The 18,399-nt window shown below is 56.7% G+C and carries 19 protein-coding genes; 10 read left to right on the top strand and 9 right to left on the bottom strand.

Features of this window, described 5'->3' with window-relative positions; all coding sequences use genetic code 11:
- Positions 1 to 40 precede the first annotated feature (40 nt).
- Positions 41 to 634, top strand: a complete 594-nt coding sequence (locus DL239_RS12800) for a glutathione S-transferase family protein (RefSeq protein ID WP_167684494.1) — start codon at positions 41 to 43, stop codon at positions 632 to 634.
- Between the two features lie 240 nt (positions 635 to 874).
- Here the strand turns inward: DL239_RS12800 and DL239_RS12795 are convergent, their stop codons facing one another.
- Positions 875 to 2,059 (bottom strand): TIGR03862 family flavoprotein, encoded by a 1,185-nt coding sequence (locus tag DL239_RS12795; protein ID WP_167684605.1) that lies wholly within the window; start codon positions 2,057 to 2,059, stop codon positions 875 to 877.
- Positions 2,060 to 2,132: 73 nt separating this feature from the next.
- Between DL239_RS12795 and DL239_RS12790 the strand changes: the two genes are divergently transcribed.
- A complete protein-coding gene (locus DL239_RS12790) occupies positions 2,133 to 2,426 on the top strand; it encodes an HNH endonuclease family protein (RefSeq protein WP_167684493.1) in 294 nt (97 codons plus the stop codon).
- 154 nt (positions 2,427 to 2,580) lie between these two features.
- Here DL239_RS12790 and DL239_RS12785 read toward each other — a convergent pair whose 3' ends face one another.
- Complete coding sequence (locus DL239_RS12785; RefSeq protein WP_167684492.1) at positions 2,581 to 3,198, bottom strand: enoyl-CoA hydratase/isomerase family protein; 618 nt, start codon at positions 3,196 to 3,198, stop codon at positions 2,581 to 2,583.
- A complete protein-coding gene (locus DL239_RS12780) occupies positions 3,195 to 3,944 on the bottom strand; it encodes an SDR family oxidoreductase (RefSeq protein ID WP_167684491.1) in 750 nt (249 codons plus the stop codon). The genes DL239_RS12785 and DL239_RS12780 overlap by 4 nt, the downstream gene beginning before the upstream one ends.
- Positions 3,945 to 4,077: 133 nt before the next feature.
- On the opposite strand from DL239_RS12780, the gene DL239_RS12775 reads away from it, so the two are divergent.
- The 6 genes from DL239_RS12775 (at position 4,078) to lpxK (ending at position 11,905) form a co-directional block, all read left to right on the top strand.
- Positions 4,078 to 5,601: a DUF2125 domain-containing protein gene (locus tag DL239_RS12775; RefSeq protein WP_167684490.1), complete on the top strand. Its 1,524-nt coding sequence runs from the start codon at positions 4,078 to 4,080 to the stop codon at positions 5,599 to 5,601.
- A 137-nt stretch (positions 5,602 to 5,738) separates the two neighbouring features.
- Positions 5,739 to 7,277, top strand: a complete 1,539-nt coding sequence (locus tag DL239_RS12770) for a DUF2125 domain-containing protein (protein WP_167684489.1) — start codon at positions 5,739 to 5,741, stop codon at positions 7,275 to 7,277.
- A gap of 131 nt (positions 7,278 to 7,408) precedes the next feature.
- Entirely contained in the window at positions 7,409 to 8,755 is a 1,347-nt protein-coding gene (locus DL239_RS12765; RefSeq protein WP_167684488.1) for a TldD/PmbA family protein, read from the top strand.
- Complete coding sequence (locus DL239_RS12760) at positions 8,742 to 9,530, top strand: inositol monophosphatase family protein (protein WP_167684487.1); 789 nt, start codon at positions 8,742 to 8,744, stop codon at positions 9,528 to 9,530. Before DL239_RS12765 ends, DL239_RS12760 begins: the two co-directional genes overlap by 14 nt.
- 160 nt (positions 9,531 to 9,690) lie before the next feature.
- Positions 9,691 to 10,911, top strand: a complete 1,221-nt coding sequence (locus DL239_RS12755; protein WP_167684486.1) for a 3-deoxy-D-manno-octulosonic acid transferase — start codon at positions 9,691 to 9,693, stop codon at positions 10,909 to 10,911.
- Complete coding sequence (gene lpxK / locus DL239_RS12750) at positions 10,898 to 11,905, top strand: tetraacyldisaccharide 4'-kinase (RefSeq protein WP_167684485.1); 1,008 nt, start codon at positions 10,898 to 10,900, stop codon at positions 11,903 to 11,905. The genes DL239_RS12755 and lpxK overlap by 14 nt, the downstream gene beginning before the upstream one ends.
- A gap of 29 nt (positions 11,906 to 11,934) precedes the next feature.
- Here lpxK and DL239_RS12745 read toward each other — a convergent pair whose 3' ends face one another.
- Both DL239_RS12745 and DL239_RS12740 read right to left on the bottom strand, forming a co-directional pair.
- Positions 11,935 to 12,609 carry a DsbA family protein gene (locus DL239_RS12745; RefSeq protein ID WP_167684484.1) on the bottom strand — a complete coding sequence of 225 codons (675 nt, stop codon included), beginning with the start codon at positions 12,607 to 12,609 and terminating at the stop codon, positions 11,935 to 11,937.
- On the bottom strand, positions 12,609 to 13,133 hold the full coding sequence (locus DL239_RS12740) for a DUF721 domain-containing protein (RefSeq protein ID WP_167684483.1): 525 nt from the start codon (positions 13,131 to 13,133) through the stop codon (positions 12,609 to 12,611). Before DL239_RS12740 ends, DL239_RS12745 begins: the two co-directional genes overlap by 1 nt.
- Positions 13,134 to 13,217: 84 nt before the next feature.
- On the opposite strand from DL239_RS12740, the gene mutY reads away from it, so the two are divergent.
- Together mutY and DL239_RS12730 are read left to right on the top strand one after the other, a co-directional pair.
- The gene (gene mutY / locus DL239_RS12735) at positions 13,218 to 14,282 is read left to right on the top strand and encodes an A/G-specific adenine glycosylase (protein ID WP_167684482.1); all 1,065 of its coding nucleotides are present in this window, start codon (positions 13,218 to 13,220) and stop codon (positions 14,280 to 14,282) included.
- A gap of 70 nt (positions 14,283 to 14,352) precedes the next feature.
- On the top strand, positions 14,353 to 15,486 hold the full coding sequence (locus DL239_RS12730) for an alkane 1-monooxygenase (RefSeq protein WP_167684481.1): 1,134 nt from the start codon (positions 14,353 to 14,355) through the stop codon (positions 15,484 to 15,486).
- A 2-nt stretch (positions 15,487 to 15,488) separates the two neighbouring features.
- On the opposite strand, the gene DL239_RS12725 is transcribed toward DL239_RS12730, so the two are convergent.
- The 4 genes from DL239_RS12725 to DL239_RS12710 all read right to left on the bottom strand — a co-directional run bounded on the left by DL239_RS12725 (position 15,489) and on the right by DL239_RS12710 (position 18,193).
- Positions 15,489 to 16,733: an AGE family epimerase/isomerase gene (locus DL239_RS12725; RefSeq protein ID WP_167684480.1), complete on the bottom strand. Its 1,245-nt coding sequence runs from the start codon at positions 16,731 to 16,733 to the stop codon at positions 15,489 to 15,491.
- 58 nt (positions 16,734 to 16,791) lie between these two features.
- Positions 16,792 to 17,121, bottom strand: a complete 330-nt coding sequence (locus tag DL239_RS12720; protein WP_167684479.1) for an arsenate reductase family protein — start codon at positions 17,119 to 17,121, stop codon at positions 16,792 to 16,794.
- 338 nt (positions 17,122 to 17,459) lie between these two features.
- A complete protein-coding gene (locus DL239_RS12715) occupies positions 17,460 to 17,897 on the bottom strand; it encodes a hypothetical protein (RefSeq protein WP_167684478.1) in 438 nt (145 codons plus the stop codon).
- Positions 17,898 to 17,914: 17 nt separating this feature from the next.
- A complete protein-coding gene (locus tag DL239_RS12710; RefSeq protein ID WP_167684477.1) occupies positions 17,915 to 18,193 on the bottom strand; it encodes a hypothetical protein in 279 nt (92 codons plus the stop codon).
- Positions 18,194 to 18,399: the final 206 nt, after the last annotated feature.

Below are 18,399 nucleotides of genomic sequence, written 5' to 3'. Positions count from 1 at the left end.
CAACTTTCATTGTGGCGCGAACAGTTACCGAGGGATCAGAATGTACAAACTATATGGAAGCGTCAAAAGCCGAGCTTTTCGGGTTCTCTGGATGCTCGAAGAACTGGGAGAACCTTATGAGTTCTTCAATTACACGCCACATCACCCAGAGATCCTGGCACTGAATACCTCTGGCAAGGTCCCTGTTTTGGTCGACGGTGATGACGTGATCACCGATTCCATGGCTATTCTCAGCTACCTAGCGGACAAGCACAGCAAAATGACCGCAACGTCTGGCACTGTTGATCGGGCAAAGCAGGATGCCATGACAAACCTGTGGCTGGATGAGTTCGATGCGGTTTTGTGGACTGCGGCCCGCCACAGTTTCATCCTGCCCGAAGAAAAGCGCGTGCCCGAGGTGAAGGACAGCCTTAAATGGGAATTCACACGCAATCTGGCACGGCAAGGTGCACAGTTTACCGGTCCATTTTTGATGGGTGACAGCTTTGGCATCGCTGATATCGTCGCGACCCAATGCCTGAACTGGGCGCTGGTTGCCGGTTTCCCGGTCGAAGACCAAACGATGCGCGCCTATGCCCGCGAAATGCGTGAACGTCCGGCCTTTAAACAGGCGATGAGTTATTTGGATAGCTAAACGGGATACGCGCGGAACAAGACCGCAGGTCGCCGCGCAATCGCCTGCCCGTTCCGGCGGGCTGGCGATTAGGCTGATCTAGCGCATCATTGTGCGCTTTTACGGACATTGCAGACATAAAGTGGGCACCATTAGCCTGGCATCGCCACCCCACGGGCAGCCTATCGCGCTATTGATAGCCAGAGGAATTCTTAGAACGTAGCGTCTACTTCCCTTGGGTTTCCATGGAAGCTAATTCTTTCACGCATTTCCCAAGAACCGCACCGCAGCCTGCCCTGCCCAGCGCCCAGTTGCCAGACAACCCGTCAGCAGATAACCACCCGTTGGGGCCTCCCAGTTCAACATTTCACCAGCACAGAACACGCCCGGCATTGCCTGCAGCATCAACCCATCGTCCAGCGCCGTACGTGTCACCCCACCAGCCGTCGATATCGCCTCATCCATCGGCCGAAGCCCAGCGTGCTTTACCGGCAAAACCTTGATTACCCGCGACAATTCTCTCGCATCCTGAGGCAACGGACGGCCAAACTCTTGCAACAGCGCAATCCGCGCCGGATCCAGTTTCAACACCTTGCGCAGATAATTAGACAGGCTGGCCTTACCCCGAGGCCGCGACAACCGGCGCGCAACCTCGGCCTCGGACAGATCCGGCAACAGGTCCAGCGTCAACGGTGCGCCATCCCGTACCGCCGCACAGATCGAATAGATTCCGCCACCCTCAAGTCCACGCTCTGAAATCACCGCCTCGCCGCGCGATGTCAGGTCGCCAGCCTTTAGGGCGACACCCTTTATCGGCGCACCAAACTGAGAAGCCATGTGATCAGACCATTCAACCACCAGCCCAGCGTTTGCCGGTTTGAATGGCGCCAATTGAACACCTTGTTCCGCCAATACCGGTGCCCATGTTCCGTCCGAACCCAACCGCGCCCAGCTTGCACCGCCTAGCGCCAACACGATGACTTTAGCAGTGACCGCTTGTGGGCCTTCGGCTGTGTCAAACTGCAGGTCCGCGCCGTTCCAGCCCCGCCAAAACCAACCAGTTCGACGTTGCACACCCAGCTCACTCAGCCTCTCTAGCCAAGCCCGCACCAGCGGTGATGCTTTCATGACTTTGGGAAACACCCGGCCGGTTGATCCTGTGAACAAGTCAACGCCCAACCCACGCGCCCAGTCTTGAACCGCTTGGGCATCAAAATCCTGTATCATCGGCGCCAGCCAACCCTTGGCTTCGCCATAGTTGAAAATCAATTGATCGAACGATTCGTCCTTGGTCAGATTCAGGCCAGATTTACCCGCCATCAACAGTTTGCGCGCAACCGAAGGCTTGGCCTCGGCCACCAGCACACTATGCCCGGCCCGCGCCAATTCTTCCGCAGCCATCAGACCCGCCGGTCCTGCCCCAATCACAACCGCATCAAAATCCATTGCCACGCCTACCCCTTGTCATCACCGAATTCTGGCGCATTCTATGCGATACTACGATCCACAAGGCGCACCCATGTCCGATCCGATCTGTCCACTTTGCAACCGCCCGATTCCTGATGGGGTGCCACAAAGCCTCCACCATCTGATCCCAAAATTGAAGGGTGGCAAGGGTGGGCCGGTTATTCTGTTGCATGACATCTGCCACCGCGAGATCCACGCCACACTGTCCGAGGCTGAACTTGCCAGAGCCTATCACCAGATCGAGCCCCTACGCAGCCATCCCCGTCTGACCAAATTCATTGCCTGGGTCGCTAAACGCCCGCCCAATTTCAATTCTCGCGTCCCCGGCAAACGTCGCCCCCGGTAAAGAAACCCACCTCACAATGCTCCCGCGCCCGCAGGTGGATTGGCTATGCCAACCAACCTTTGCGGCCTTGGGCGTAGCGCCGCGCTTTGCGCGGCGCTACGCCCAACGGAAGGCGGGCATCGCAGATGACCAACGACGGGCGGGAGTACATGGATCAGGTGTCCTGACACATCTCCAGAATGCGCCGGGCTATCTCTGGCTTGGCGGCAAGCGAGTCCGCCACAAGGGTGCGCGCTGTCGGAAGTAGATCCTGTGGTTCAACGATCTGGTCAATAAGACCAAAATCATAGGCCTGCTGCGCCAAGATCTTTTGTCCACCGGCCAGTATCAGCTTGGTGCGTGCTGGTCCTATCAGGGCAGACATCCGTCGTGGATCTGATGGTTGAGGCAAATAGCCCAGCTTCATCACCGGATAGAACACCTTGGCACTGGGCACCGCAATCCGCAGGTCACAGGCCAGCGCCATACCGTTGCCCCCCCCCGCCAATGTACCGTTCAAAGCAGCGATGGTCAGGCAGGGCAGCTCGGCTATGGCCGCTGACAACTGCTCCCACAGGGGAGAAGTTGCCAGACCTGCGGCTGCCTCATCCAGGTCCGCACCTGCGCTGAATACCTTGCCGGTTCCCGTCAGGATCAACCCACGCGCCTCGACGGCGCGTTTGGCAATATCCACCAGCTCTTCCAGCATCTCTGTCGTCAGCGCATTGGCCTTATCCGGGCGGTTAAGGGTCACGACCCACAGCCCGGACTCTTCGATCATCAGATCGATCATATAAGACCAACCTGCTTACGGATGTCTTCATCACGCAACGAGATCTCGGTACCGACATATTCATCCGCGCCAGCCGAGCACATCCACAGCAGCACTTTGGCGGGCCACTCTGCGGGCACATGATCTTCCCAGTTCAGATCGCTCACTCGGTTGATGCCACTCGCCTTGATTTCCCGCTGCATTTCAGTGGCTACCGTACCAGGCGACAGGCCAATCGCGCGGATACCATTGCCACGCTCTTCTAGGTCCAGCGCCCGTGTCAACATCGCCGCACCAGCCTTGGAGGTGCAATAGGCCCCCCATCCTTCCAGCGGGTTATGGGCTGCACCGGAACTGACAGTTAGAACCGAGCCACCACCTGCGGCCTTCATCAATGGCACCGCAGCACGCATGCCATTGAACACACCCTTGATGTTAATATCGATGACTGATCCCCAACCCTCTGGGTCGGCTTCGACCATGGGACCGATAGGTTTCAGCACCCCGGCGTTGTTGATCAACACATCCAATCCGCCAAACCGCTCAACGGTTTGCTTTACTGCCGCCTCAACCGAAGCGTAATCAGACACATCGCAGGCCAAAGCCAGCGCATTTTCACCGATCTCAGCCGCAAGCGCCTCCAGGCTGTCCGCGCTTCTGGCCAACAAGGCCACATTGGCCCCCGCAGCGGCAAACACCCGCGCGGTTTCGGCACCGATTCCCCGGCTAGCCCCAGTTATGAGGACTGTCTTATCCTTGAAATCCATTTAATTTATCTCCTAACCGCACTTCCGATTTGTGCTACTATATTAATGGGGAATGGTCGACGAACTGGCCCCTTGACGTGGATTACCCAACTGCCGACCATACTCTTACAGTTTTTAAAAGAAAGGTTGTCTTATGTCAGTTTTCCTCGCACGCAGTTATGGTGCAGCGTTTGTATTGGTGCTTTCCAGTCAGGGTGCTTTGGCCGACCTTAGCGCCCAAGACGTCTGGGACGATTGGAAATCCTACCTGTCCGGCACTGGCTATGATGTAAATGGCACTGAGACATCATCTGGCGGCTCACTCACGGTAACCGACGTGTCGATGATGATGCCGATCCCCGAAGAAGACGTCACAATCGGCATGACCCTTCCTGAAATTCAGTTTTCTGAAAACGGTGATGGCACCGTAAATGTGCTCTTTCCCGAAAAATTTCCAATCACTTTCAACTTTGACGGCGACTACGACAAAGCATCGGGTGAGTTGATCTACTCCCATGATGGCAGCGCGATGCTGGTGTCTGGTGATGCCAAGAACATGACCTACGACTACGCTTCTCCGCTAATCGAACTTGCCTTGGGCAAAGTCATGGCTGATGGCGAAGAAATGCCCGATGGCATGGTCAAAGCGACCATTTCATTGGTAGATGTCGTCACCAAGACCAACATGACCGTCGGAAATGTCCGGACCTATGACCAGAGCATGACAGCTGCCTCTCTGGACTACAATTTCGGCGCCAAAGAACCCGGCGGAAGCGATGGCGGATCCGCGACTGGTAGCCTTCAGGGGCTTAGCTTTGGCGGGAAAAGCTCCATTCCGATGGGCCTGGATTTCACCGATGTAACAGCCATGCTGGCCTCGGGCTTTGCTTTTGACGGAGCCTTTTCCTATGCCGGCGGAAACGCCTCGATGTCGGGTGTTGATGGCAGAAGCACCTTTGGGCTGGAAACCTCATCCGAGGGTGGCAGCTTTGCCGTTGCGATGGGCGAAGGCAAACTGTCCTATGATCTGTCACAAATGCAGACCGAGGTGAACGTCAACAGCAGTGACCTGCCCTTCCCGGTGTCGCTGACCTTTGCCGAATATGGCGCCAAACTGGCGATGCCAATTTCCAAGTCTGATGCCGAACAGGACTTTGCTCTTGGCCTGACCCTGCGCGATTTTGCAGTTCCGGACATGCTGTGGGGTATGGTTGATCCAACTGGTGAACTCTCACACGAACCGGCGACCGTTGTGCTGGACCTGTCGGGCAAGGGCAAACTGCTGTTTGATCTGTTCGATCCCGAAGCCATGGAAGCCGTCGATCGGGGCAACCAAGAGCCGGGTGAGTTGAACGCCCTGACCATCCGCCAGCTGCAGGTTTCGGCTGCGGGCGCCAAACTGACCGGTTCTGGTGATTTTACATTCAACAATGATGATCTGGCCAGCTTTGACGGCATGCCTGCCCCAACCGGCAGCGCCAGCCTGAAACTGGTGGGTGCCAATACGTTGATGGATAAACTGATCATGATGGGCTTGATGTCCGACAGCGACGCCATGGGCGCGCGTATGATGATGGGTATGTTGGCAGTTCCGGGTGAAGGCGAAGACACGCTAGATTCGAAACTGGAAATCACTGACGACGGTCAGGTTCTGGCTAACGGCCAGCGCATCAAATAAGCGCTGAAATTGCTAAAAGTTGAGGCCGTTTCCCCCTAAGGAAGCGGCCTTTTTTTGCGCCCCGCGGTTGAAATTTCACACCCGAGCAGCTTAGTTGCCAGTAGCACATTCTAACCATGCAATTTGAAAGGCTTTTCATGAGCTTCAAGAATTCCACCGCCCTACTGTCTGTTGGCTTTGCAGCCCTGACTGCCTCACCCGCACTGGCTGACATCACAGCCGACGATGTCTGGAACAGCTATCAGGCGTTTGCCCAGTCGATTGGCGGTGAGATGACCGGCACACTTAACCGCGATGGCAACACCGTTGATTTCACCGAACCAAAGCTGCGTCTGGCTTTTCCTGCGGACCAAGGCTCATTTGAAATTTTGTACCCAACGCTGTCCTTCAATGACAATGGTGACGGCACCTTGTCTATCGATCTTGATGGCCCACAGACATACAGGTTTGTTGTCACCGGACCAAACCCAGAAACAGACCGCATTTCAGCAGATATCGTTGTCGACTATGTTGACGCCCAACTAACCGCATCGGGCGCTCCAGATGATATCACATTCACCTATGCGCTGGATGGATTTACATTCGAAACCCGCAATGTTGATTTCGGCGATCTACCGAATGCAAAAGATGGCGACTTTACTATTTCCGGTTCCGGAGCAGCGGTGAAGGGCACCAGCCAACTGGCTTTGGGTGATCTTATCACTCTGATCGGAAACTCCAATTTCGGAAACATCAGTTACTCTCTCCAGGCTACGGATCCCAACGGCAGCACATCCACGACAACCGGCACCTATGAAGGCATGACCGGGCAGTCGAAGGTCACACTGCCAACTGGTGGCATGTCGATTTTGAATCTCGCTGCGGCCTTACATCAGGGGCTGTCGTTCAATTATAGTGGCACGACAACCTCCAGCGACACCAAGACTGTTGTTGTGGTTGATGGGAACGAGGTTTCATCTCAGGCCATGACAGCCGGTGCGGCAACCAGTACAGTTTCTGCCAGCACCGACGCTGTACAGCTGACAACCGAAGCGACCGACATCGACGTTGGCATCGCCATCAACGAGGGCATGGCCATCGCAATGGACGGTGCCTTTGACCGCATGACTGGTGACTTCCGCGTTCCGGTTTCTATGTCCGAAGAACCACAGGACTTCACCCTTGCCTTCGGTCTAGAGGGTATCAAGCTTGGTGAAGGTTTGTGGGGCATGTTTGACCCTGCCGCCATCTTGCCACGTGATGCGGCTACTCTGGTAATGAACCTGACAGGTAAAACCACGCTGCTTCACGACTTGTTGAATTTCGAAGAAATGATGCAGCTTTCCGACGGTGATGTTCCTGCACAGCTGAACGAACTGACAATCAACGAATTGCACGTCTCGGCCGCTGGCGCTTCGGTTTCTGCAACTGGCGACTTTGCCTTCAACAACGATGACCTCGTCAGCTTTGACGGCATGCCTGCCCCATCCGGCAGCGCAGAGCTGCAAGTCTCGGGCGCCAATGGTTTGATCGACAAGCTGATCGAAATGGGTCTGGTGGCAGAATCTGACGCCATGGGCGCGCGGATGATGATGGGGATGTTTGCTGTCCCAGGTGAAGGTGAAGACAGTCTGAAATCCAATCTGGAAATCACCAAGGACGGTAAGATCCTGGCCAACGGTCAACGCATCAAATAAGCGCATCGTTCACTTAACGATAAAGGGGCTGCAATCTGTGGCCCCTTTTGCCATTGTCACCTTTGCACGAGCCCAGCGCACTGGTAGAGTCCTTGCCAGTTCCCCTCATCAGATCAAATCAGTAGGTACCCATGACCCAGTCTCCAGAATCGCTCTGCCATGCCCTGATTGATGCCGCCAAGAATGCCGGCGCCGACGGCGCCGATGCCATGGCCGCCGATGGGCAGTCGGTTTCTATCGAAGTGCGCGAAGGCGCGCTGGAACACGCCGAACGGTCCGAGGGCACTGATCTGGGATTACGGGTGTTTGTGGGCAAGCAACAGGCGCTGGTGTCGTCATCCGACGCGCGCCCGGAAACGCTGGTTGCCATGGCGGAACGCGCTGTCGCTATGGCGAAAGAGGCCCCAGAGGACCCCTATGCCGGCCTCGCCGATCCATCGCAATTGATCCAGAGCTGGGATCTGGCCGCGTTTGAGCTGGAAGATACCACGCCAGAACCCAGCCCCGAGGTACTGAAACAGGATGCTCTGGCTGCCGAGGCCGCCTGTCAGGCAATCGATGGCATCACTCAGGTGCAATCGGCGGGTTCCTCCTACGGCACTCACTCAGTTCACATGGCCGCATCAAACGGATTTTCCGGCGGCTACCGCCGTACCAGCCGATCCTTATCTTGCGTTGGTATCGCGGGCACCGGCACTGGCATGGAACGCGACCACGACGGCGATTCCCGAACCTTTCAAGGTGACCTGAGATCTGCCGACGAAATTGGCCGCACCGCCGGCAACCGCGCGGTCGAACGTCTGGATGCTCGCAAACCTGATACGGGCAGCTTTCCGGTGCTGTTCGACGAACGCATCTCGTCTTCGCTGGTCGGTCACCTGCTGTCTGCCGTCAATGGCGCCTCAATTGCTCGTGGTTCGTCCTGGCTAAAGGACAGTATGGGCAAACACGTCCTACCCTCAAACCTCTCGGTCATTGAAAACCCGTTCCGCCCCCGCATTGCTGGCTCACGCCCCTTTGATGGCGAAGGACTGGCAACTCAACGTCGTGCGATTATCGAAGACGGCATGCTGACCGGCTGGACGCTTGACCTTGCCTCGGCCCGCAAACTGGGGTTGGAAAGCACCGGAAATGCGACGCGTGGTATCGGTTCGGTGCCGTCACCGTCGAACTGGAACATTGAGCTGACGCAGGGCGACCAATCGCGCGAGGACCTGATCCGCAGCATGGGCACCGGTTTGCTGGTCACGTCGATGATCGGATCGACCATCAACTCGAATAACGGCGATTATTCGCGTGGGGCATCCGGGTTCTGGGTCGAAAACGGCGAAATCGCCTACCCTGTCAATGAATGCACCATCGCCGGGAACTTGCTCGACATGCTGATGCGCATCATCCCGGCCAATGACGCCCGCACCTATCTGTCACGAGTGGTGCCATCCATTTTGATCGAAGGTATGACTCTTGCCGGCAACTGACCTAGACCTACTGATCCAGGCGGCACGACGCGCAGGCGAAATCGCGACACAGTTCACCGGCCCCGAGGCCAAGCGCTGGGACAAACCCGACGGAGCCGGCCCCGTGACCGAGGCCGATCTGGCGGTCAACGCCATGCTAGAGGACATGCTACCTAAGGCACGTCCCGACTATGGCTGGTTGTCCGAAGAAACCGAGGACACTGCAGATCGGTTGTCTAAAGACCGCGTATTCATCATCGACCCCATCGACGGCACCCGCAGCTTTGCCTCTGGGTCGCGCACATGGGCGCATGCCTTGGCAGTGGCCGAACAGGGTGTGGTCACTGCCGCTGTGATCTACCTGCCCCAAAGGGATCTGATGTACACCGCCGCTGCGGGGCAAGGGGCCCGGTGCAACGACGCGCCGATTAGTACCTCAGCCCTGACAGACCTGAGCATGGCCGAAGTGCTTGCAGCCCGTCCGGTTCTGGACGCCCACCATTGGCACGGCGGAACAGTGCCCGGCTTCACCCGCAGTCACCGCCCCTCACTGGCTTACCGCATGGCGCGTGTGGCTGACGGCGGATTTGACGCGATGGTGACCCTGCGACCAAGCTGGGAATGGGATATTGCGGCCGGCGACCTCATCCTTAGGGAGGCAGGTGGCCATATTTCAGACCGCATGGGCCTGCCGCTTAAATTCAACAACCCGACCCCACAACTGGACGGCGTAGTTGCCGCAAATACCGGTTTACACCGCGCGCTGATGACCGCGCTCGCCACGCCCACCCCATAGTCAGGCGGCGCTTGACCTACATTGCCAATGGCGTAGGTTGCCGCTGAGCCGGAACATAATTCCACTGGAGAACACCACCATGGCGAAACGGTTGCACCCTGCCCTAAACGATCAGCTCGCGGGTCCTCTGTTTCACGTTCGTTGCGTCTAGGTGATCACTATGGGTCGCCCAACGTCGTCTTCTGCAACCAAACCCTGGCATGCGTCACCGTCAGCCGAGCCCCATCCGCCCCGACCAGATGGAGAGCTCATCTGGGCTCATGCGACCACCGCCGAACGTCTTCTTGCGCTTGGGGATTTGGGGCAACGGCTAAAGACAATGCGCCCCGATTTGTCAGTGATGTTGACCTGCGAGCCGAATCTGGCCGACATGCCTGTTCCCGACGGATATGACTTGGCCATTGAGCAGCTTCCAGCGGATCAACCCAATGATGTGCGACGTTTCCTGAGTCACTGGCGCCCCGATGTCTGTCTTTGGGCTGGCGGGCATTTGCGCCCGATCCTGATGCGGACCTGTGCAGAACGCGGTGTCAACTCGCTGTTGCTCGACATAGAAGCAAACGAGCTTCCGGCGCGCAAACGGCGCTGGCTACCTGACCAAAGCCGCAAGTTACTCAACAAGTTCTCAGCCATTTTGACCCCATCCGCCACCGCCTTTGCACAATTGCGCCGCTCACATATCGCCCCTGACAAAATCACTCTGACTTCGCGATTACGGCTGTCGTCGACATTGCCCCCCTATCACGAAGACGAACTGAACCGTATGCGCGACAATCTAGGCAGCCGTCAGGTTTGGTTATCTGCGCATACCAGACCGACCGAAATCGCTACCATTCTCGGCGCCCACCGTAACGCCCTACGCTTGTTGCACCGCCTGCTATTGGTGCTGTCAGTCGAACACTATGCTGACCTAGACTCAGCCCGCGATGCACTAAGGGACGCTGGACTACGCTGGTCAGACTGGGAAGCAGGCGAAGACATCGACGACAACACTCAGGTCCTGTTGACCTGTGACGAGGATCTAGGGCTATGGTACCGCGTCGCCCCGCTCAGCCTACTCGCCGGAACGCTGGAAGAGGATGCAACCGGCCATAACCCAATGGACGCCGCAGCACTGGGATCGGCAATTTTACATGGCCCGCATGTTGGGGATCACGCGCCCCTGTATAACCGTCTAACCCAAGCGGGTGCAGCACAGCGAGTGCAGGGCAAGGACGAACTGACGGTGCAAATCATCCAGCTATCCGCTCCGGACAAGGCGGCTGAGATGGCTGTTGCCGGCTGGCAGGTTGTGACCGAAAGCGCCGAGTTGACTGATCTGCTGCTGGACAAGATCCAGGATATACTGGACCTACGAGAGGCTCATCATGCGGCCACCTGATTTTTGGAACAAATCACCAAAGACGTTTGACATACGTGCGGAGCTTTTGGCCCCACTGGGCTGGATCTATGGCCGCGCTACCGCCCGCAGGGTTGCCAAGGGCTCCCCAGTTGATCCCGGTGTTCCGGTTATCTGCGTTGGCAACCTGAATGCGGGCGGCACGGGCAAAACACCCACCGTGATCTGGTTGCTAGAGGCCCTGCGCGACATGGGCCACACGCCGCATGTGGTCAGCCGCGGCTACGGCGGTTCATTGCGGGGGCCAGTAATGGTCGACCCCAAATTGCATGGCGCTGACCAAACTGGCGACGAACCCCTGCTGCTGGCCGCATTTGCCCAAGTCTGGGTTTCCCACGACCGCGCCGCGGGAGCGCAGGCTGCAGCCAAAAACGGTGCGACAGTGATTGTGCTGGATGATGGGTTTCAAAATCCCGCTGTGGCCAAAGACCTGTCAATCATCGTCGTCGACGCCCAGCGTGGGTTTGGCAACGGGCGTTGCCTGCCCGCAGGCCCGCTACGCGAACCTGTGGATGTGGGACTTGAACGTGCCGATCTGGTGCTTTCGCTTGGCGCAGATAAGGCGCAGGCCCGCTTTGCTGCGTCATGGCAGGACAGTTTGAAAGGGTTTCCGCATTTTACCGGCGCGGTGCAGCCACTGGAAACCGGAATGCCATGGGACGGGACCAAGGTGCTGGCCTTTGCTGGCATTGGCTATCCGCAAAAGTTCTTTGATACTCTGACAGCGCTAGGCGCCGACATCCGCCGTGCCGAAGCATTGGAAGATCATCAAACACTGTCACCTGCACTGATGAACCGACTTGAAGCCGAGGCTAAAGTTTTGGGTGCACAACTGGTGACCACTGAAAAAGACGCAGTGCGCCTGCCAGCCAGCTTTCGGTCAAAGGTGATCACTCTGCCTGTTCGACTGCAGATCGCACAGGACAAGGACCTGCGCCAAAAGCTACGGGATTCGATACCAATACCCGCAGAATAGGCCCGGCGTTGCCGCCGAGCCTAAAGTCGTTAGCCGTCCAGCTCGGCGTCGATCAACGCCTTGAAGCTATCGTAGCCTTGGTTCGCTACAGCTGTGCCGTTCAAAATGAACGACGGAGTTGAGCGAATGCCATCCGCTTCCGCGTTTTCCTGATACCAGCTGACCAACGTTTGTGCCTTGGCACCATCCGCAAGACAGGCCTCTAGCTGCTCTGTTTCCAGTCCGGCCAAACGACCGATTTTACGCAGCTCATCCACGATCTCGGATGCACCGCCAGCGCGGGCCCAGGTGGACTGGCCGGAATAGATCAGGTCAGAAATGCCAAAGAATTTCTCGGGGCCGGCACAGCGCGCAATCAGCGACGCCCACAGGCCATAACGGTCGAAATACACTTCGCGGTAGATGAATTTGACCTTACCGGTGTCAATATAATCGGCCTTTAGCTGCTTATACGGGCCCGAATGGAAATTAGCGCAGTGTGGGCAGGTGTATGACGCATATTCGATCAGCGTCACTGGTGCATCTTCGGCACCCATTACCATTTCGGTGATCGTCGAGGTATCGACCTCGGCTGCATCTTGGGCGGTGGCGGCTCCGACAAACGGAAGCTCTGGTACGGTACCGGGTGTCTTAGATCCCATCAGGGCATAGCCCCCAACAGCGACTGCAGCTGCAGCCAGAACACCAGTCATCAAACGGGCCATTAAGTCCCCTTTCCTTGGGTTTTATTATTGCTCAACACATTTTGCCCCAAACGCTCTAGCGCTTGGCGCAATTCATCACTTTCAACTCCGGTCGCCGCCTCGGCCGCATCGGCCACAGCTTGCTGATCCGGTTTGGGTTTGGCCCGCTCAACAGGCGCATATTGGAATTCAACCTGCCCATCAGCAAACCCGGTGGGTGCAGTTTGGGTAATCCGCACCTTGGAAATGGCATTATAGCCATAAACAGCGTTCACCTTTTCCCGCAAACGTTCCTTTTGCATTTCCAACATCGGGGCCTGCGCCCCTGTGGTCAGAACCGTCAACGTCGCGCCAAAACCACCCCGGCCATAACCAACGTTCACTGGCCGCGCGATGGCGGCGATATCTTCGCCTGCGATCTCGGCCCAATGGGTCAATAGACGTGACACCGCAAACCCGCGGCTTTCGCCAGTTTTACGTATCTGCTCGTTCAGCAGAGAGGCGGTGCGTTTAAACCCGCGTGTGGAGGATCGTCTATATGCCATGACCGTGGTTTTGCGTGACTGTTGACCCTATTGTAAAGAGCGCAGAGACAGGGACCAGCAAAACCGCAGCATAAGGGGTAAAGAATGCGTGACCTGAACGATGACGCACTAGGGCTAAGCGATCAGATCCTTGTCTGGTACGACGAGCATGCGCGTGCCCTGCCCTGGCGGGTCAGCCCTTCGGATCGCGCCTCTGGTGTGACGCCCGACCCCTATCGCATCTGGCTGTCCGAGGTCATGTTGCAGCAAACGACAGTGGCGGCAGTCAAAGATTACTTCCACCGCTTTACCCATCGGTGGCCGACAGTTCAGGACCTGGCCAGCGCCGAAGATGGCGACGTGATGGGGGAATGGGCCGGTCTGGGATACTACGCCCGTGCCCGTAACCTGCTAAAATGTGCCCGTGTGGTCACCGATGAATACGCTGGTGTTTTTCCAACGACCCATGATGGTTTGCTAAAACTGCCGGGCATCGGCCCCTACACCGCCGCGGCTATTTCCTCGATCGCGTATGACCTGCCTGAAACAGTTCTGGATGGGAATGTCGAGCGCGTCATGGCGCGGCTGTACAACATTGATGCCCCGTTGCCGGGGGCCAAACCTCAGCTAAAGACATTGGCTGCGGCATTGACCCCGGACCGCCGCCCCGGCGATTATGCGCAAGCGGTGATGGATCTGGGCGCAACCATTTGCTCTCCGAAGTCTCCGGCCTGTGGTATTTGCCCGTGGCGCGACCCATGTCTGGCCCGCAGCGCGGGAAAAGCTGCTGAGCTCCCAAAGAAGACACCAAAGAAGCCGAAACCAACCCGACGTGGCCATGTCTATCTGGCCCAAGCAAGTAACGGCGAGTGGCTGTTGGAACGACGTCCAGACAAGGGGTTACTGGGTGGCATGCTTGGCTGGCCAGGCTCCGAATGGTCCGAAGCGCCCGAGCCCACCCCCCCGTTTGCAGCAAACTGGCGGGATTTGGGCGGTGAGGTGCGTCACACCTTTACTCATTTCCATCTGATCTTGCAGGTGATGGTGACTGAACTGCCACCTCATCACAGCCCGGCCGATGGACACCTTCGTATTGCGGCCAATGACTTTCGCCCATCCGACCTGCCCACAGTCATGCGCAAGGCGTTTGACCTGTGGCATGGCCAGTAACCCCCTTGGGTTGCTTAGCAATCCGGCGTAGGATTTGCCCACCTAACGCTGACACACCCGGAGTCTCCCGATGATCGCCTCGCAAACCCTTGCCCGCTGGCAAAGCGCGCTGCCGTTCTGGATGTCATTTGCGCTGCTGCCACTGGTTTGGATAGGAGCAGCCTATGGTGGTTGGGCAATCCTGCTGGCACCGCTGGCAACCTGGTATCTGTTCACGATTCTAGACGGCATCTTTGGTCTGAACCTGGAAAACGCCGACCCGCAAACCCCGGATGACGATTTGGCCTGGTACAAGGCCCTGACCACCGCCTGGGTGCCACTACAGTTCGTTATGATCTATGGGCTGATCTGGTACGTGACCCGCGCTGACCATCTGTCAGGCATCGGGAAATTCGGCGTGTTCTTTGGGGTTGGCGTTTTATCGGGGACTATCGGCATCAACTACAGTCACGAGCTGATGCACCAGAAGAACAAGCTAGAGCGGTGGTTAGGGGATATCCTGCTGGCCATGGTGCTGTATTCGCACTTCCGGTCCGAGCACCTGCTGGTGCACCATCGCTATGTCGGCACCCCACGCGACCCGGTAACCGCCCGATATAATGAAGGGTTTCACCGGTTCTATCCCCGCGTTCTGAAACAATGCTGGCATTCATCCTTTAACGCCGAAAAGGCGATGTTGGCGCGCAAAGACCTGCCGTGGACCGATATGTCCAACCCATTTTTCCGCTACTGGGCGCTCCAGATTGGCATGCTGACGTTTGCGTTTCTGTTAGGAGGCTGGGCCGGGGTTGGGCTGTTTCTGGTGCAGGCAGGCGTCGCGATCTGGCAGCTAGAGCTGGTGAACTATGTCGAACATTATGGGCTGACCCGAAAGCACCTAGGCGACGGCAAGTATGAGCATGTGCAGCCCCGCCATTCCTGGAACGCGGCACAAAAGGCGTCAAACTGGCTACTGATCAATCTGCAGCGACACTCGGACCATCACTACAAACCCGACCGACGTTTTCCGCTATTGCAGAACCACACCACCAACGATGCACCGCAACTTCCCTACGGGTATCCAGTCATGACAGTTGCCGCGATGATCCCGCCCTTGTGGCGCCGTGTCATGAACCCACGTGTGCGCAGCTGGCGACAGAAATATTATCCTGAGATTACAGATTGGAAGGCCTACAACACCTCTTCCAATCCGATGCCACGATAGAGTTACGACTTCAGTCGTCCCTCTAGCCCACTATAGGCATTGGAAATTCCAGCGGTCAGTGGAAACAAAACCGCCTGAATAGAGTGGTATATGTCGGGCTTCCCCTGAAACTGGGTAGCGGTCGGCTGGCCGTTGTCATCGACCTCAGGAAACCAGCCACCCCGATCGTGATCAACGAAATGCTGGTCTGCGAAAATCCACAGCTTGCGGTACCAAACTTCGTCACTGGGCTGCGGATCACATTTCAGCAGGGCCGCCAACACACCAATCGCTTCGGTCACTGGCCACCAATATCGATCCGAAATCGCCGGTGTGCCGTCAAAATTCAGCGTGTAAACCAACCCGCCCTTTTGCTCATCCCAAGCATCCTGAAGCGCGCGATATGTCAACTGGCGGGCCGTGTGCAACGATCCATCGTCAGGCCGCCCTTTGAGATCCCAATACTGCAGCAGCAGCCGGGCCAACTCAAACGAGTGACCGGGCGTGGTGCCAGCCGGTCGGAACATCGGATCACCGCTATAACCTCGGTCAATTGCCCAGCTTTCAGAGTAATGCTCTGGCAGGCGCCAGTTTTCGCTAGGCGCGACCTTGCCCAGAAAGAAGCCTAGAATACGCCCAGCACGATCCAGATACTTTTCCCGGCCGGTGATTTCATAGGCAGACAGCAGCGCCTCGGTGCCATGCATGTTGGCGTTCATGCCGCGGTACTTTGAGAATGGCGTCCAGTCGCGGTTCCACTCATCACAGAACAGCCCGTGGTCTTCTTCCCAGAAGTGACGATCAAGAACCGCGTCCACATCATCAATCAGCTTGGTGCCATCGGGATGTCCCACAGCCTGCGCGCTCGCCCCTGCCAGCAGCGTAAATACATGGCCATAGGCAAGTTTGCGATCATCATGAACCTGATCACCGTCCAGCGCCCAGATAAACCCACCGTGTTCGCGGTCGCGGTGGTGGCTGAACAGGTACCGCATGCCCTGATCGATCATCTCATCACAGTTTTCGACACCGGCGATTTTCCCCAAGGCAAAGGAATGAACCATCCGCGTAGTCGTGTGCAGTTCTTGCACCGTGCTATCCAGCACCGCCCCATCCTGCGCCAACACGTGAAATCCGGCCTTATCTTGCAGACTGGGCCGGAAGAAATCGAACTGCTTCAGGGCATTATCCACCAGATAGCTCTGGTGATTTTTCGCCCCGATCCAACGTTCCGTTTCGGAGACAGGGCCAAGTGAAGGGATGCTCATGTCGGAGATCTTTCCTAAAATTACCGCGTTTAGACCCTAAACAGGCCTGCGCATTGCATCACTCGGCTAACACAGCCGCCTGCACTGTTTCGTCCCAACCCAGATAACAGCTGTCACCATCCTGAAACACCGGACGCGCCATCAGTTTGGGTTTGGCAGTTATCTGATCTTCGGCCTCTGAGTGCTTTAGCCAATCGCTAAGCCCCCGCCAGTCATTGGTTGTCCGATCCACCAACCGATCGCCAAATTCAGCGATCAACACGCCCAGCTCAGCCTCACTCAACGGTTCAGCGCGCACATCGCGAAATGTGAAATCCTTACCAATCGCCTCCAGCGCCTTGCGCGCCTTGTTGCAATCGGCACAGGTATTCAACCCATAGATGATCATGACACGGTCTCCCTATTCGTTGAAGCAGCAATCTCTTACATCACGTGCAAGAGCGCAAGCCGTGGACACTAGGATGGACCGTGGTGACCCCGATAGGATTCGAACCTATAACCTGCCCCTTAGGAGGAGGTTAGGTCATTTGATTTTATTGATACTTTATAAATACTTATCGATTTCATATATCACCTTGTGTCAGATTTGCGTCAAAATCACCGCCGATCTGTTCGCCCCCTGTTCTTCTCTATTTTTTCCCGGCGGATTTCGCAGCGCCTCCCCTCCAAAGTAGTAATGTGACTTGCACGGTTTATCGTGCGTATTTTTGCCCCTGTTGGTGGCGATCATTCCTCGGGATGGTCGCTCTGAACCGGCTCTGCAGCACCTAGACTTTGAGACAAATTGACCATCAGCTCGCTTGCTACAGCAATATAATCTTGTGCCATTTGCACAGAAACAAGACCTTCCCGTTCATGGACAACCCGATTTCTCAGCGTGCGCAGTTCTTCAAATGTGGTCCATGCGTTTTTCGGAAGCAGCCCATTGGTCTTCGCCCAAAGTTGTAAGTAGCGGGTGCGCAAAACCCCTTTCGACTTCCTTGCGGCTTCTGGAAGGGTAGACTGGTCACCGGCGGCGTTCTTCTCCAAAAGGATATCTAGGTGGCTTTCTACGTGTTGAAAGGCCCGCATCATCGCTGCGGCGGGAAAGGTTTCAGCCTGTTCATACAATGTTTGCAGCAGTAGGTTGGCCTGCGGGTCGCTTTCCGCCTGCACCGGATCCAAGGTTTTGGCAGCTGATTTTACCTTTTCCATGCTTTCAAAATGGCTTCCTTGTCGCCCCATTTGAGGCTGCGCAAATTGCCCGCAATATCACGGATCTCTTTGCGGAAAATCAAAGCAGTGATCACTAAGGCCCCAGGCCAGGCTGCGGCCTCGATCAGTCGTGCCAAGAAATCAAGCATTGTTGGCAGCCAGTCCATCACTGGTGCAGCTGGCTCTACTACCTCGGGTATTGATGGTTCTGGAGTTACTGGGGTTGGCGGGGTTGATCCGGCACTATTATCTATTTGTTCTGTCAATATGCGCTCCACCAGACCTTGGCTAACAGTACATGTGCTGCCACTTTGCCAGAAGTTAAATCACCTAATCTAACTTCAATCAATGAGTGTGGAGCCGTTCGCCCGTAGTCGGCTTTGTTGCACAAATAGGGTTGAGGTCGGACCTCCCCTGACACCGGACGGATTTAGCCTATCGCCTCTGTCTTGGGGATGCCAAGTGCAGTAAA

This window comes from Parasedimentitalea denitrificans, assembly GCF_011813015.1.
GTDB classification, from domain to species: domain Bacteria; phylum Pseudomonadota; class Alphaproteobacteria; order Rhodobacterales; family Rhodobacteraceae; genus Parasedimentitalea; species Parasedimentitalea denitrificans.
Note: the sequence above shows the minus strand (reverse complement) of the source record. Positions and strands in the feature narration are given on the sequence as shown.